The organism is Parolsenella sp. LCP21S3_E11, assembly GCF_052118165.1.
Taxonomy (GTDB): domain Bacteria; phylum Actinomycetota; class Coriobacteriia; order Coriobacteriales; family Atopobiaceae; genus Parolsenella.
In genome coordinates this window covers 1-15,558 of record NZ_JBQKHS010000007.1, presented here as the reverse complement: position 1 = coordinate 15,558, position 15,558 = coordinate 1, and the positions used below count along the sequence as shown (strand labels likewise).

The 15,558-nt window shown below is 62.8% G+C and carries 11 protein-coding genes and 2 tRNA genes; 6 read left to right on the top strand and 7 right to left on the bottom strand.

All coding sequences use genetic code 11. From position 1 onward, the window contains the following. Positions 1–41 precede the first annotated feature (41 nt). The 4 genes from ACTQ1Z_RS07100 (at position 42) to ACTQ1Z_RS07085 (ending at position 3,483) form a co-directional block, all read left to right on the top strand. Positions 42–1,526 carry a HAMP domain-containing sensor histidine kinase gene (locus ACTQ1Z_RS07100; protein WP_441859857.1) on the top strand — a complete coding sequence of 495 codons (1,485 nt, stop codon included), beginning with the start codon at positions 42–44 and terminating at the stop codon, positions 1,524–1,526. 261 nt (positions 1,527–1,787) lie between these two features. Then, positions 1,788–2,684 carry a phosphoribosylaminoimidazolesuccinocarboxamide synthase gene (locus ACTQ1Z_RS07095; RefSeq protein WP_320680437.1) on the top strand — a complete coding sequence of 299 codons (897 nt, stop codon included), beginning with the start codon at positions 1,788–1,790 and terminating at the stop codon, positions 2,682–2,684. After that, positions 2,671–3,303 carry a hypothetical protein gene (locus ACTQ1Z_RS07090; RefSeq protein WP_441859856.1) on the top strand — a complete coding sequence of 211 codons (633 nt, stop codon included), beginning with the start codon at positions 2,671–2,673 and terminating at the stop codon, positions 3,301–3,303. Before ACTQ1Z_RS07095 ends, ACTQ1Z_RS07090 begins: the two co-directional genes overlap by 14 nt. A 104-nt stretch (positions 3,304–3,407) precedes the next feature. After that, a tRNA-Arg gene (locus tag ACTQ1Z_RS07085) sits at positions 3,408–3,483 on the top strand. 146 nt (positions 3,484–3,629) lie between these two features. On the opposite strand, the gene pknB is transcribed toward ACTQ1Z_RS07085, so the two are convergent. The 6 genes from pknB to ACTQ1Z_RS07055 form a co-directional block, all read right to left on the bottom strand. Further along, complete coding sequence (pknB, locus tag ACTQ1Z_RS07080; protein WP_441859854.1) at positions 3,630–5,471, bottom strand: Stk1 family PASTA domain-containing Ser/Thr kinase; 1,842 nt, start codon at positions 5,469–5,471, stop codon at positions 3,630–3,632. A gap of 95 nt (positions 5,472–5,566) precedes the next feature. After that, on the bottom strand, positions 5,567–8,434 hold the full coding sequence (locus ACTQ1Z_RS07075) for an FtsW/RodA/SpoVE family cell cycle protein (protein ID WP_441859853.1): 2,868 nt from the start codon (positions 8,432–8,434) through the stop codon (positions 5,567–5,569). A gap of 1 nt (position 8,435) precedes the next feature. After that, complete coding sequence (locus ACTQ1Z_RS07070) at positions 8,436–9,803, bottom strand: Stp1/IreP family PP2C-type Ser/Thr phosphatase (RefSeq protein WP_441859851.1); 1,368 nt, start codon at positions 9,801–9,803, stop codon at positions 8,436–8,438. Further along, positions 9,800–10,213, bottom strand: coding sequence for an FHA domain-containing protein (locus tag ACTQ1Z_RS07065; RefSeq protein WP_293814934.1), 414 nt, complete (start codon positions 10,211–10,213; stop codon positions 9,800–9,802). The genes ACTQ1Z_RS07070 and ACTQ1Z_RS07065 overlap by 4 nt, the downstream gene beginning before the upstream one ends. 1 nt (position 10,214) lies before the next feature. Beyond that, complete coding sequence (locus ACTQ1Z_RS07060) at positions 10,215–11,399, bottom strand: DUF3662 and FHA domain-containing protein (protein WP_320680151.1); 1,185 nt, start codon at positions 11,397–11,399, stop codon at positions 10,215–10,217. Further along, positions 11,392–13,173: a serine/threonine-protein kinase gene (locus tag ACTQ1Z_RS07055; RefSeq protein WP_441859848.1), complete on the bottom strand. Its 1,782-nt coding sequence runs from the start codon at positions 13,171–13,173 to the stop codon at positions 11,392–11,394. The genes ACTQ1Z_RS07060 and ACTQ1Z_RS07055 overlap by 8 nt, the downstream gene beginning before the upstream one ends. A 129-nt stretch (positions 13,174–13,302) precedes the next feature. Between ACTQ1Z_RS07055 and ACTQ1Z_RS07050 the strand changes: the two genes are divergently transcribed. After that, positions 13,303–13,389: transfer RNA gene (locus tag ACTQ1Z_RS07050), tRNA-Leu, on the top strand. A 120-nt stretch (positions 13,390–13,509) separates the two neighbouring features. Here the strand turns inward: ACTQ1Z_RS07050 and ACTQ1Z_RS07045 are convergent. After that, positions 13,510–13,707, bottom strand: coding sequence for a DUF6724 family protein (locus ACTQ1Z_RS07045; protein WP_320680149.1), 198 nt, complete (start codon positions 13,705–13,707; stop codon positions 13,510–13,512). A gap of 172 nt (positions 13,708–13,879) precedes the next feature. On the opposite strand from ACTQ1Z_RS07045, the gene serS reads away from it, so the two are divergent. Continuing rightward, the gene (gene serS, locus ACTQ1Z_RS07040) at positions 13,880–15,166 is read left to right on the top strand and encodes a serine--tRNA ligase (protein WP_320680148.1); all 1,287 of its coding nucleotides are present in this window, start codon (positions 13,880–13,882) and stop codon (positions 15,164–15,166) included. The last annotated feature ends 392 nt before the right edge of the window (positions 15,167–15,558 follow it).

Sequence of the window (15,558 nt, the reverse complement as noted above, 5' to 3'; positions counted from 1 at the left end):
TGTCGAATCGCAAATCGCGGCACATGTCATATCGAGCGCGTATGACGCTCATGTTTGCGAGTATCGCGGCCATGACGGCCGTGATACTCGTCGCCGTTCTTGGCGTGAATTGGGAAGCCCAGTTCATGCACTACACGCGCTCAAACATGGATCGCTATGCCGCCGTCATTGCCGATGGCCTTGCCGAGGACTACGATTCCACGACCGGTCTTTCTGGCAGCGCGGTCGATCGCATTGTGCAGGCGTCGTCCATTTCAAGCGAAATCGGCGTGCAGGTCCTCGATGCTGATGGCAAAGTTGTGTATGACGATACCTGGGCGGGCAGTAGCTACGAGACGGCGGTAACACCTGACGCCGCCACTGACGCTGCTGGCTCTGTCGAGGAAGAGGCTTCCACCGTTTCCGCGCCCGCGCCGGCACGCAGCAATGCCGTTTCGCTCGCGCCCACTGACGCCGAGTCCGTTGTTATGCGCGAGGTAAAGCTCGAGGATGGTTCCGTGATTGGCACGGTCCGTCTCTGGGCCTTCGGGTCTGACGCCCTGCTCACCAAGGGCGACGCCGCCTTCCGCACCAACTCCTATAAGGCCGTCGTCACGGCGAGCGTTGTCGCCGTGATCCTCGCCTGCCTCATGGGCGTCCTTGTATCTCGCAAGCTCGCCAAGCCCGTGAAGTCGATTACGTCGACGGCTGCCCAGATTCGCTCCGGTGACCTGACCGCCCGCACGGGGATTGTCGGCGATGACGAGATTGGTCAGCTGGGCGAGACCTTCGACGATATGGCGACGACTCTCGAGCGCGATCTTAAGCTTGAGCATCGCCTGACGAGCGACGTTGCCCACGAGCTACGTACGCCTCTTATGGCGATGCTCGCCACGGTCGAGGCTATGCAGGATGGCGTCCTTCCCTCCGACGAGGAACATCTTGAGACCGTCGCCTCGGAGGTTCGTCGTCTCTCGCGTCTGGTTTCTGCGATGCTTACGCTGTCGCGTATCGAGAATGGCACTACGCCCTTTAGGCCTGAACGCACGGAGATGGTCGGCCTCGTTCGCTCCGTGGTCGAGTCTCAGGAGCAACTCTTCAATGACCGTGGTCTACGTCTTCGCTTCGACGCGAACGCTCCTCGCGGCGAGCTCTATTGCGAGTGCGATCGAGACATGATTCGTCAGGCTCTTATCAACCTGATGTCGAACGCGCTGCGGTACACGCCCGAGAACGGGTGGGTTGTCGTGAACGTTGGGCAGGAGGGTCGAGACCTCAAGATTGCCGTTTCCGACACCGGTATCGGCATCGCCAAGGAGGACCTTGCCCGCGTCTTCAGCCGCTTCTGGCGCTCAGACGCGAGCCGTGAGCGTGCGAGCGGCGGCCTCGGCGTCGGCCTCTCCGTAACGAAGGAGATCATCGATCGCCATCACGGCTACATCAGCGTCAAGTCTGAGCTTGGCAAGGGTACGACATTCGTTCTCCATATCCCGCGCGAGCAGGAGCGTGGGCACCAGCAGGACGCCAACAAGGGCATGACCGAGTAAATCATGCGCGTTGGGCGCCGTGGTTAGCTAGTTCCGTGCGGGTGATCGGGCATGCGGGGCTTTGCGCGGCTCATTCTATTTCGCCCGGGCTTGTTGTCGTTGCATGGGTGCCTGGCTTGCCGGCTCGATGCTCGGCCCGTGGTTCCCCGCTCGTTGGAACTGCCCATATGACTTGCTTTGATGTGGCCGCGCACCTGCTATTCCTCTACAATGGATTAGTTTGATAAATGCGGTAACTCTTACGAGAGGAAGCGGTGCTTCATGGCGACCATGGGTATTCGTCCGGATTCGCAGGGCAAGGTTCGCGACATTTATGATTGCGGGGACTCCCTGCTGATGGTCGCGAGCGACCGTATCAGCGCGTATGATTTCATCCTCCCGGATGAGATTCCCTTCAAGGGCGAGATCCTCACGCGTATCTCCGCTTTCTGGTTCAACAAGTTTGAGGACATCGTGCCCAACCACATCATCTCGATGGATCCGGCGGATTATCCGGAGGAGTTCGCGCAGTACTCCGATTACCTCCTTGGTCGATCCATGCTTGTGAAGAAGGCCACGACGATTCCCGTCGAGAGCATCGTCCGCGGTTACCTCACCGGTTCTGGCAAGAAGACCTATGACGAGAACGGCACGGTTTGCGGCATCAAGCTGCCCGAGGGTCTCGTCGAGGCCTCCAAGCTCCCCGAGCCCATCTTCACCCCCTCGACCAAGGCCGAGATTGGTGACCATGACGAGAACATCTCGTTCGAGCGCTGCGTCGAGATTGTGGGCGAGGATACCGCCAACAAGCTTCGCGACGCCACGCTTGCCATCTACAACGCCGCTTCCGCGTACGCCGCCACCCGTGGCATCATCATTGCCGACACGAAGTTCGAGTTTGGCTTCATTGACGGCGAGTTCTCGATTATCGACGAGTGCCTCACGCCCGACTCCAGCCGTTTCTGGCCCGCGGAGGGTTATGAGGCCGGTAAGGTTCAGCCCAGCTTCGACAAGCAGTACGTCCGTGATTGGCTCCGTGCCAATTGGGATATGACCGGCGAGCCGCCGCACCTGCCTGCCGAGGTTGTCGCCGGTGCCTCCGAGCGTTACCAGGAGGCCTACGAGATTATCACCGGCGAAAAGTTCGTCCCCATGAAGGAGAGCAATGTCTCAGCGTAGTCCGTTCAACCAGCGCAACATGTCCAAGATCGGCACCGGCGCCACCGATGCCGAAGCCGAGAAGCCCGCTTCTGCTGGCATGGCCCGCAAGTCGCCCAGCTCCGCCAAGCCCGCTCGTGAGGCTGCCGGTTCCGTGCGCGTCGTGAAGCAGCACAAGAACCTCGACGGCTCCACCTCCACCGTCGGCATGACGAAGGAGGAGAAGAAGGCTCAGCGTAACGCGGAGCGCGAGGAAGAGCGCTTCGTCGAGGGTCTTGTTGACTCCGTCATGAAGCTCGATCCGCTGTACAGGAAGTATCGTCGCACGTGGTGGATCTTCATGGCCATCGGCGTCGTGTGTGTCGCCCTCTCGTTCGGCTGCGGCTACATCGACTCGCCCGCTGGTGAGAACATCTTCAAGCTTGGCACTATCGGCGGTATTGCCTCCGTCGTGTTCCTCTTCCTCGCCTATGCGTTCATCATCACGACGATCGTGTGGGAGTTCAAGATGATTCGTCCGCTCCGTAGGACTGCCGAGCACAAGATCTCCAGCATGAGCGACAAGAAGCGTCACGCCCTCATGGAGGAAATCTACGAGGCCGAGGAAAAGCGTCGCGCCGAGAAGAAGTCTGGCAAGTAGTTTGTGTTCCTCATCAGCTCGATAGACCGAAGCGCCCGAGAGCTGTAGAATATTCTCCCGTTCGCATTAGTGCGAGCGCCGCCGCCAACGGCGGGACATAGTCTGCCTTCGTAGCTCAGGGGATAGAGCACCGCTCTCCTAAAGCGGGTGTCGGCCGTTCGAATCGGCCCGGGGGCACCAGACATTCAACAGGCCAGGGGCATCGAGTCCCTGGCCTGTTTGCTTATCTTCGCTACAGGTGACGTCGAGTTGTCTCGCTGCAAAGAAAGGCGCCCGGCGTTCTCGGTGAACGCCGGGCGCCGTGCTATCGGGCTATGTGGTCGAGCCTAGTTGTTGCTCTGGGTCGAATCGGTCGAGCTGTCGGTGCTGGGGGTCTCAGATCCGCCACCGGAGGTGCTGGTGTTGCCGCCAGCGTTGCCACCGTTGCCACCGCTAGAGGGTCTCGAACCCTTCGAGATGATGAGGGTGATCTGGGTATCCTTGCCCTGCTTGCCGGTGGGGCTCTGCGAGATGACGCAGCCGGCCTCGACTTCATCGCTGTACTGGCTGTTGCTCGTGTCAATGTTGGTGAAGCCAGCGGAGTTCAGGTCAGAGATGGCGCTCGACTTGCTCCAGCCAGCGTGGTTGCCAGCGTCCGCGCTGCCCACGCCCGTGGAGATGTGATAGGTGATCGTGTCGCCCTCCTTGGCATCGCTTCCGGCCTGCTGGTCCTGGCTGGCGACCTTTCCGCTCTCGACGTCGGTCGACTCGACGGAGTCACCTACGGTGCCCTTGAGGTTGACGGCGGCAAGTGCCTCCTCTGCCTGCGCGGGCGTCAGGTTCTTAAGGTCAGGAACCTTGACGGTCGCCGCGGGCTCTTTGCCCTTGGAGAAGACGAGCTTCACCTTCGTGCCCTTCTCGCATTGGGTGTTGCGAGCCGGGTCCTGGCTCACGAGCTTGCCTTCCTCGATGTTGTCGTCATACTGCTCGGATGTGCTCACGACAAACCAACCATCGCCGTACTCGGCAAGCTTCGCCGTGGCCTCATCCGCTGTCATGCCTTCGAGGTTGGGCATTGCCTTCGTGGAGGAATTGCCGCCAAAGATGCTCATCGCAACACCGGCGATGATGGCAATCGCGGCAATAACTCCGATGACGATTGCGGCGACCTTGCCCTTGCTCTTGGGCTTCTCCTCCGGCACCTGCATGCCGGAAAGATTCGTTTGGGCGGTGGGAATGCGGCCGGTGGTTGCGGGGGACATTCCAACGGCAGCGCGAGGCATGGCCTGCGTGCGGCCTCCGGCCTGCTGACGATTCATGGCCTGAGTCGGGCCGGCGGAGATGAGGGACGTGGCCTCGCCAAGATTGACGATGCGCCCGGCAAGGTAGTCATTCAGGACGCGACGCAGTTCGTCGGCGGTCTGGAAGCGCTCCGCGGGGTTCTTGCGCATGCACTTGAGGATGATGCCCTCGAGCGTTGCGTCGACGTTGGGATTGACCTGGCTGGGAGGAACGGGCTGCTCGTTGACCTGCTTGAGGGCAACGGAGATGGCGTCGTCACCGTCGAAGGGAACTCGTCCCGTCGCAGCTTCATACATGACGATGCCGAGGGAGTAGAGGTCGGAGGTGGGGCCAAGCTCCTTGCCCTGCGTCTGCTCGGGCGAGACGTAGTGGGCGGTGCCAAGCACGGAATTGTCAGCCGTGAGGTGACTGTTCTTGGCGCGAGCGATGCCGAAGTCCATCACCTTGATATTGCCGTTGGGCTGCACCATGATGTTCTGCGGCTTGATGTCGCGGTGGATGATGTCGTGCCTGTGGGCCTCGGAGAGGGCCTGGCAGATCTGCGAGCCAATTTGGGCAACCTTGCGGCAGTCGAGGGCTCCATGGTTGCGGATGCCGGTCTTGAGATCCGTGCCGCGCAGGTACTCCATGACGATGTAGTACGTGTCGCCGTCCTTGCCCCAGTCATAGACACCCACGATGTAGGGGCTCTGGAGCGCCGCGGCAGCTTGAGCCTCCTGCTTGAAGCGCGCAGCGAAGGACGGATCGGTTGCGTACTGCGGCAGCATCATCTTGATGGCGACGGTGCGGCCAAGCACCTGATCGAGACCGCGATAGACGGTCGCCATGCCTCCGATGCCAATCCTGTCCTGGACGGCATAGCGTCCGCCGAGTAGCTTGTCTGCCATGTGTGCTCCCATCAAACCTCTGCGCCCGTTGGCGCTCGTATCCATCATGCCATCAATGACGCCCGGAGGGCGTCCTCGTTAGTGTTTGTCGTCCATTAGCTTGATCCTTGCGCCTGAGCGTTGAGCGACTTGGAGAGGACTTGGCCGGCAAGCCTTGCCGCAAGGCCGCTCACGTTGTCATCGTCAGAGCCCTCGACGCATATCGAAATGGCGAGCGTCGGGTTGTCATAGGGTGCGAATCCAATAAAGGTGGAGTTAATCTGGCCGTTCGCGACCTCAGCGGTGCCCGTCTTGCCGGCCACGCGCGCGCCGTAGACCTGGGCCGCCACGCCCGAGCCGTTCTGGACGACGTCGAGCATTGCCTCCTTGACCTGCTGCGCGGTCTCAGCCGTTACGGCCTGTCCGAGGCTTCGGGGTTTGGTCGTTGTGATGGTGACGCCTTCGGGGGAGAGCACATGATCGACCAGATACGGGCTCATGACAACGCCGTTGTTGGCGATGGCGGCGGCCACGACGGCGATCTGCATCACAGTGGTCTGGGGGCCAGCCGGGCTCGAGTGCTGGCCGACGGGCTGGCCGGCGCCCGCCCACGCGGTCTCCCACTCCGTCATCTCGGACGCGTCCGGCATGAGCGACGCCGTGACGTGGAAGTCCTGGCCCAGCGTCGTGCCGTAGCCGAAGGCCTTGGCGTAGTCAACGAGGGTGCTTGCTCCAACGTTGACGGCTAGCTGGCCAAACGCGGTGTTCGAGCTGTGCGTGAAGGCGTTGCGAAGCGTGGTCGTCCCGAAGTCCTCGCCAGCGACGCTCGTGACATCGGCGCCTCCGATGCTGATGCGCGCGGGTGCGTCGATTGAACTGTCGAGGGTCGCCGTGCCAGAGTCGATGGCTGCGGCAAGGGTCACGACCTTAAACGTGGATCCGGGCGTGTACAGCGAGGCGCAGCTGCGGTCGACGAGCTCGCCGCTACTGTCTCCGGTCGAGAGAATAGTCGAGATGTCGTTGTAGGAGAACGTGGGCGAGGATGCCTTCGCGAGGACGGCGCCCGTGGTGGGGTCGAGCACGACGATTGAGCCGACGTGCCCCTCGAGGGCTTCCTCAGCTGCTTGCTGAATCTGAGAGTTGATGGTGAGAACGACGGAGTTGCCAGGTTGGTTCACGCCTGCGAGCGAATACAGGGCATTCTGCCAGTTGGAGTAATCTGCGTGGCCGGTGAGGGAGTCGTTCATCGACGCTTCGACGCCTGTGGCGCCGTACTGGGTCGAGACGTATCCAACGGTGTGGGCGGCGAGGCTGCCCTGCGGATACGTGCGCACATAGGTGCCGTCTGCCTGCTTGAGGGACTCTGCGAGCGTCACGCCGTCGGAGGTGAGGATAGCGCCGCGCTGCACGTAGGCACTTCTCGCAATCGTGTGGTTGTTGTTGGGCAGCTGCTGGTAATAGCTTGCCTTGATCACCTGGATATAGGTCAGGTTTGCGATAAGGGCTGCGAACAGCAACGTGAAGAAGGTCACGAGCAGGGTCAGTCGGTTGCCAAGGGCAACGCGTCCCAGAACTCCGCCCTCAGAGGTGCCGAGGCCGAAGTGTGCCCGCGCGTGCTTGCCCTGCACGACCGGAGCGCCGCCAGTAGATCCGGGTGCCAGGAGCGGGGAGGGGCTTGCACTCGTGCCGTCGCCAGAGGGCAGTGCCATGCGCCCCGTGCCCTCGTCGCCGGCGCGCAGAAGCAGGCCGATGACGATGAAGCTCGAGAGCAAGCTCGAGCCGCCCTGGCTCATGAACGGCAGGGTCACGCCCGTGAGGGGCAGAAGCTTCGTGACGCCTCCAACGATGAGGAACGCCTGGAAAGAGAGAGCCGTCGTGAGGCCAACCGCGGTGAACGCACTCATGTCGCTCTTCGCGCGCGCCGCGGTGGTGAGGCCGCGCACCGCGAGAAGCATAAAGAGGAGCAATACGGCGGCGCCGCCGAGAAGCCCCATTTCCTCCGCGACGGCGGAGAAGATGAAGTCGCTCTTCACCACGGGGATAAGCGTGGGCATGCCCTTGCCAATGCCGGAGCCGACGAGGCCTCCGTCAGCAAGCGAGTAGATGGATTGAACGATTTGGAGTCCAGAGCCGGATGGGTCTGCGAAGGGGTCGAGCCAGATCTGGAAGCGCACACGGACGTGCGAGAAGAACTTATAAGAGAGGGCCCCGCCGATGGCGAGCAGCGCCAGGCTGACGAGGACATAGCCAATGCGACCGGTCGCAACATAGAGCATGACCACGAAGAGGGTGAAGAACAGCACGGCGCTGCCAAGGTCGCGCTCGAAGACGACGACGACCAGGCACATGCCCCACATGACGAGCATCGGGGTGAGCATACGCAGGCGCGGCAGCGTGAACGGGCCCACCTTGTGCGAGGACGCCGACAACAGCTCGCGGTTCTCGGAAAGATAGGCGGCAAGGAACAGAACGATGAGGATCTTCGCGATCTCGCCTGGCTGGAACGAGAAGCCGCCGATGCGTATCCAGAGCTTCGAGCCGTAAATCTCTGTACCGAAGATAGCCGGCATGAGCAGGAGCGCCACGCCGGTGAGACCGAGCGTGAACTTATAATCCGCAAGCCTATCGAGGTTGGGGATGAGTATGAGCGTCGCCACCATGGCTGCGACGGAGACGAACAGCCACACGACCTGTCCCATGGCGTCCTCGGGCGCAAGGCGCGTGACAAACGTGATGCCAATGCCCGAGAGGATGAAGACGAGGGGCAGTATTGCTGGGTCAGCTCCCGGGGCAAGCAGGCGTATGGCGATATGCGCCGCCACGAAGGCGACGATGAGGCCGATGGGCACCGAGAGCGTCTCGAGCGAAAGCTGCGCTCCCGTGTTCATGACATACATGGAATAGAGCAGGAGCACCGGCACGGCTCCGGCAATAAGCAGGAGGAGCTCGGTGGCGCGGCGAGAACCGCCAATCTGTTTGGTCATGCTACGCGCCTCCTTCGGCACCTGTGGTCACTACATCTGCTCCGGTTTCCGCAGCTTCTGGGCCGGATGCCCCAAGGGTGCTTCCAACTGCGCCGTCCGTACTGTCGGATTGCGCGTCGTCCGCGGCCTTTTGAGCCTTGGCGCGCGCTTCTTCAATCTGGGTCTGGTAGGCCTGGACCGTGGTTAGCGCGTCGTCCCTGCTGGCAACCGGGATGCCGGCGGCGAGCTGGTGCTGGGTCGACTCGGGGAGATCGGCGATACTCACCTGGGTACTCTCCTCGAGACTCGAGAACGGAATCCCGAAGGCGCTGCTATGGATGCCCTGGTAAATACCCACTCGCCCGCCGTCTGCGCCGATATACCAAGAGGAGCGGATAAAAAACCCGAGTGCAACGGACAGAACGATGGCAAGCCCCAACAACACCGCGAGCCAGCCAAGTACTGCCCGGCGACGCGCCAGACGGCGAGCCTCCTCGCGCCCGTCGCTCACAACATCGACGACGATGACGGACACGTTGTCGTGGCCGCCGGCTTCAAGCGCGGCCGCGACGAGCTGGTCCGTGCAGTCGATGGGCGTCGCCGAAGAAACGGAGAGAAGCTCGATTTGGGCGTCGGGAACCATGGAGGAGAGGCCGTCGGAGCAGAGAATGATGCGGTCGCCGCGCTCGACATCGAGCGAGAAGTGATCTGCATACATGTCTGGGTCGGAACCGAGAGCTCGGGTGATGATGGAGCGCGAGGGGTGTACGCGTGCTTCGTCCGCCGTAATCTCGCCAGCGTCGACGAGTTCCTCGACATATGAGTGGTCATGCGTGAGGCGTACGAGGGTACCGGCGTGCAGGAGGTAGATGCGCGAGTCGCCCACGTGCGCGATGGCCATCTTGGTGCCCTCGATGATGCAGCAGGTCGCGGTGCATCCCATGCCGGGCTTGCCCTCGCCGTTCGCCGCTCCCTGGATGACGGCCTCGTTCGCCGCCTCGACGGCGGCGCCAAGCAGCATGTCGTCGGCGTGTTCCGGGGCATGACTGGCGATGGTGCGAACCGCGATGGCGCTCGCGACTTCGCCTGCGGCGTGCCCGCCCATGCCGTCGCAAACGCCGAAGAGTGGATTCCTTACGAGGTAGGAGTCTTCGTTATGGCCGCGTACGAGACCCACGTCCGTGCGTCCCGCCCAGGACAGGCGCGTATCGGCGCCCATTTCGAGGCCCGCGCCGGGACGAGAGTCGAGGTCGAACGCCGGCGCGTGCGGGTCATGGGCATCGTGACGGCGAAGCGCACGAAGATGGGGGCCGCCATGGCCGATGTGGCCAATGAGGGGCAAGGGGCCCGTCGAGCCCAGGGAATTATTGTGTCCGAGAGCGGAGCTCATCGACGGCTCACCCTCATAACCACGTCTCCAACCTGCACCTCGTCGCCGTCACGCAGGGTGACGGGGTCGAGGATGAGACGTCCGTTCACAAGCGTGCCGTTCGTGGAGTGAAGGTCTTCGAGCACGAGCGCGGGCCCCTGCAGGGTAAAGCGCGCGTGGGTGGAGGAGACGATCGGCTCGGCGATGACGATGTCGCTCGAGGGCGACCTGCCGATGACGACGGGGCCGAGCATGTCCACGTGGAGGCCGCGAAGCTGGCGTGGGCCCTTGTCCACGTCGACGCACCAGATTGCCGGGTCCTTGCGCTGGCCCCTGACGAGGCCGATTCCCGTCTTCATAACGACGAACAGGAACAGGTAGAGAACCACGACGAGGGCAATGCGCCCCATGAACAGGACGAGGTCGATCATATTAGTTCTCCCTGAACTCGAGGTTCGTGAGACCCAGAGTGATCAGGTCGCCGTCGCGAAGCGAGCACTCGTCGATGTCCACGTCGTTCACGAGCGTGCCATTGGTCGAGTTGAGGTCGCGAATGCGCCAAGTCTGGCCGTCAAAGGAAAGCTCTGCGTGCGAGCGAGAGACATTGGGGTCGTGAATCACAATGCCGCCCGCGGAACGCTCACGGCCGATGACGGTGCGAGGCGCGCTCGCCGTGAAGGTGCGGCCAGATTTGCGATCGATGAGCAGGCACGCTGCGGGATTGGCTGCGGGTGCGGGAGCCGCCGGTGCCACGCGGACCGTCTGGGGTGCGGGCTCCGGAGCAGCGTATGCCTGCTGCGGGGTGGCGGCGCCGGGGATGGCCCGGGCGGCTGCGCCTGCGGCGAAGCCGGCAGCTGCCGCGGGAACGGCGGAAGCTGCGGATGCCGGAGTGGCAGCGGCGACGGGGGCAGACGCGGCTACGGGTGCGGCAGCGGCGACGGGGGTCACGGGTGCCGGCACCTGGGAAGCGCGACTGCCCACGAGGGGCACGTTCTGATACTGGCGCGCAGCACGGCCCTGGGCGAAGAAGGCATCCTCTGCCTCGAGAACCGCCTCCTGCGGCATTACGTCGAGGCCGCTCTCCATGCCGGAGATGGGTGCCGCCTGAGGCTGGGGCTGGGGGACGGGACGCATCCCGGGTGCCTGGGCGCGCGAGCTTGCGGCCCCGCCGAGGCCGCCATCAAGGGAGGAGTCCGCGCCAAGGAAGCGGGCCTCCTCCTCGCGAAGACGGTTGAGGGTGCCGGCATCGACGTTCTCGGCGAAGACGGAGAAGCGGCCGCTCTTGAGGGACGGATCCGCCATAAAGCGAACGACGGGCTTGCCAACGAAGACGTAGCCCTTGCCCTGTGCCTGTCCCTCGATGAACTGGGAGGTCTCCTTGGTGAGCTGTGCGTAAAGCGGACGCATCGTGATGTCGTCCTCGCTGGAGATGAGGATGGTATAGAGGGCGGGCGCGGTGTCTACGCCGTTGATGACGAAGGTCTCCGCCTCCATCTCGCGCGCGGCCTTCTTGGCAAGCTTCTTGAAGGAGAAGGGGGCGGTGACGCCCTGCGTGGTGGCGCCAAAGAGGCTACCCACGCGCTGCTCGAAGACGTTCAGAAAGTTCACGTCACTCATCCTCCCAGGTGTCGGACACAGGGCCCAGGGTCATGATTGAAATGCTCATAAGTATTAGACAGACTAGCGCAACTGCGATGTCGCAAATGGACGGCGTGGTCCATAACCCACCATTCTCCACTCTGGCAGAGAAGACGAGGGTCGCTATGAGGATGGCGCAGCAGGTCACTTGGGCGGCGGCGCACGCCGCGTTGGAGCGCCGCTTCGAAATGAGGGCGCAGGCCAGGGAGGCGCCGGCGCAACCAGCTGCCGTAAGCCACGAGCTGCCGCTCATGACCGTTCTGCCAACCGCCGAGCCGAAGGACGCCCCGTCGCTTGAAGCAAGCGCTGACGCCAAGAACATGGCGAGGACTCCTCCGAGGGCCGAGGTCGCGGCTGCCGGGAGCGGTGACAGGCACGCGCCGGCAAGGGCGGCGCTTCCCACCGGGGATCCGGTGGCGCAGCCTAGAAGCAGTGCGGCGTGCGAAAGCCTGCTTGCGGGGCTTACGTGCGTCTGCCAGAGATAGAGCACGGCGCCGGCTAGCGCCGCGACGAGGAACGCCGGGGAGTATGCGCCGGGGGTCACGAGCGTTATCACGTAGACGAGCATGGTGAACGTGCCTCCGGCTGCGGGCAATGCCGCCGAGAACGCAGCTGGAACAAGTGCCGATGCCGCGGTCAGTGGCATCGACTCGATGTTGAGCCCGACGAGGCGCGCTATCGCCGGAATGCAGCGAAGACAGACAGCGCCCGAAACGGCGGCGCAAACGACGCGGGAGGTTGCATTCGGTAGCCACGGGTAACGTTCTGCGATGCCCACGCGCATCGCAGCGTTCCACGCCTCGTCAGCAGGGCCGGTTTCACCCCTTGCCTGCGCGAGGAGGTCGGCCACGGACGCGCGACCCTCCGCTTCGTCCCCGAGATAGGGGAGAACTGCGCGGGCAAGCTCGCCTGCCGTAGACGGGCGCCTGCCGGGGTCCGCGCTGAGGGCTTCCGCGATTTGGTCGCTTACGGGTCCTGCGAGCTCTGGCTCCACCTTGGCTAGCGGCCTCGCTCCCTTTTCGATTCTCTTGAGCGATGTGTCCGCGTCCTTGGCGAGAAACGGGCATGAGCCGGTCAGCGCTTGGTAGCAGACGCAAGCGAGAGCGAAGACGTCCGTGCGTTCGTCGACGTAGTCTCCCGTGAGCTGCTCCGGGGGCATATAACCAACCGTGCCTCCTCGTGCGCCTTCCCAACCCGCGGCGCTCGCAAGGCTCGCCATGCCAAAGTCGCCGAGCTTGACGTTTCCCTGCGCGTCTATAAAGACGTTCGATGGCTTGATATCAAGGTGGAGGACACCCTCGGCGTGCGCGTGGTCGAGCGCGGAGGCGAGGCTCGAGAGCAGGTGCGCACACTCGTCATAGGTGAGAACGCCGCCCTCGACTCGCGACATGAGCTCGGCCAGGGTCATGCCATCGACGAATTCCATGATGAGATACGCGGTTCCTCCGCGTACCTCGAAGTCGTGGACGGTGACGATGTTCTGATCCGTGAGGCGCGAGGTAATGCGTGCCTCCGAGAGGGCCTCTGAGAGCGTGGAGGCCCCCATGCCGGGTGCGGTTTCGAGGGGCATGCACTTGATAGCGACCTTGCGGTCGAGGCGCGTGTCCCAGCAGACGCGGACCTCGCCAAATCCACCCGTGCCTCGAGTTTCGACGGTGCGATAGCGCCCGAGCAGCAATGGCTGATCGGTCTCAGGCTGCGCCTGGTTGGTGGCAACGGCCCATCCCTGTTGTTTGGGGGCGGGTGTCTGCACGGCGTTTGTCCTCGTTTCAGCTGCGTGTGCCGGTGCGTTGATTGGGGTAATTCTAGCAGCACGAGCGAAGAGGTACAAAAAAGTTCTTGCACAATTGAGATGGCATGGGTTACTATCTACCCTGCATCTGCGGGCGTGGCGGAATTGGCAGACGCGTACGGTTCAGGTCCGTATGGGGGCAACCCCATGAAGGTTCAAGTCCTTTCGCCCGCACCACGTAAATGAGGAGGCCCCGGGGAACCGGGGCCTTTTTCTTTCGCTATGGGGCTTCGCCGCCTGTCTATCCGGCATCCTCCGCTTGCCTATCCGTTGGCGCGGAGTTTTGACGCCAGGAGCCTACTTGTTATCGTCGTCGAAGAACGACCATCCGCTCTCGTCGTCCTCTTCTTCCTCGTACTGGTCATACGTCTCGCGTGTCTTGTGCTCGAGGATGATTGCCGCAATCAGGAAACCAACAAGGATGATCCCGATAAGGGCGAGGACGCCCACGCGCGTACCAAAAAGCCAATCGACGAAGCTAGCAATCGTGTTCATTGGTGCCGCCTTTCGCCTCGTTAACCGCGAGGAGGAGTGCCGTGGAGGGCTCTCGCCTGCGCGCGAGCCTCATCTAGAGCCAATCGTCTAGAGCCAAATATGCCCATAAGTATATACTTGGCTGCTGAATGACCCGTGGGCGAAGCCCGCGCTAAAACGAGAGGGAGCAGCTATGCTCGACATGAAGTTCGTTCGCGAGAACCCCGATGCCATCGATACCGCGATGGCAAATCGTCAGACCTCTTGGGACCGTGAGAAGTTCTTCGAGCTCGACGATGAGCGTCGCGCCGTCATCGGCGAGGTCGAAGATCTCCAGGCCACCCGCAACGCTGAGTCCAAGAAGATTGGCTCCCTCATGAAGGAGGGCAAGAAGGACGAGGCCGAGGCCGCCAAGGAGGCTGTCCGCGAGGTCAACGAGAAGATAGAGGGCCTTGCCGCCCGTCGTACCGAGCTCGAGCAGGAGCAGTATGACTTCATGGCCCACCTCCCCAACATTCCGTGCGAGGCCACGCCCGTTGGCGTCGACGAGTCCGAGAACCCCGAGCGTCGTCGCTGGGGTACCCCGCGCGACTTCGAGGCCGAGGGCTTTGAGTTCAAGGCTCACTGGGACCTTGGCACCGACCTTGGCATTATGGACTTCGATCGCGGCAACAAGCTCTCCGGTAGCCGCTTCACCGTTCTCGGTGGCGCCGGCGCCCGTCTCGAGCGTGCCCTCATCAACTTCTTCGTGGACACTCACACCGCCCGTGGATTCAAGGAGTGGTGGCCGCCCATCGTGGTTAAGCGTCAGACGATGTTTGGCACCGGCCAGCTCCCCAAGTTTGAGGACGACGCCTATCACGTTTCTGGCGACAACTTCCTGATCCCGACGGCCGAGGTCGTCCTGACTAACCTCCATGCGGGCGAGACCCTCGATGCCGCTCAGCTGCCCCTCTGGTATACCGCCTTCACCCCGTGCTTCCGCGAGGAGGCTGGCTCCGCCGGTCGAGACACGCGTGGCATCATTCGCCAGCACGAGTTCGACAAGGTCGAGATGGTGAAGTTCGCTAAGCCGGAGGAGTCTGACGCCGAGCTCGAGAGCATGACTGCCGAGGCCGAGTACCTGCTTCAGCAGCTGGGCCTTCCGTACCGCGTGATTAGCCTCTGCACGGGCGACCTGGGCTTCTCCGCTCGTCAGACGTATGACATCGAGGTTTGGCTGCCGAGCTATAACGCCTACAAGGAGATCTCCTCTTGCTCCAACTGTGGTGACTTCCAGGCCCGTCGCGCCAACATCAAGTATCGCGACCCGGAGAACTTCAAGGGCACGCGCTACGTTCACACGCTCAATGGCTCCGGCCTGCCCGCCGGTCGCACCATGGCTGCAATTCTGGAGAACTACCAGAACGCCGATGGCTCCGTCACGGTTCCTGAGGTCCTGCGACCCTATATGGGTTGCGACAAGATCGAGCTCGCCTAGTCCTGGCGACGCGTTGCGTAGAAAGTCACGCAACAACATATAGATCTAAGCAGATGGGGTTCCGGTATCACCGGGCCCCATCTTTCTTATAGATGGACGTTGGGTGAGGCTGAATCTCGACAGCTTTTAGGTGCACTATCGCCTAGCGACGCTCTGAGCAGGGGAAAGACGGGGTGATATGTGACACCGCAGAGGCAGTACCCGCCCCTCGTGCTGCCTACCACCCTCCCGAGTTGTGTGCGTCCCGTGGAGACGTCCCCGCCCCCTTGCGGGCGGACCCCGGGGCGCGTATATTTCATCCCTGCGCCGCGGCCGGCGGGTCCCACGGGACGGGCGGAGGCGGCGCGGGCGAACCTTGAGAACCGGATACTGCGATCGATGAGATCGACGAG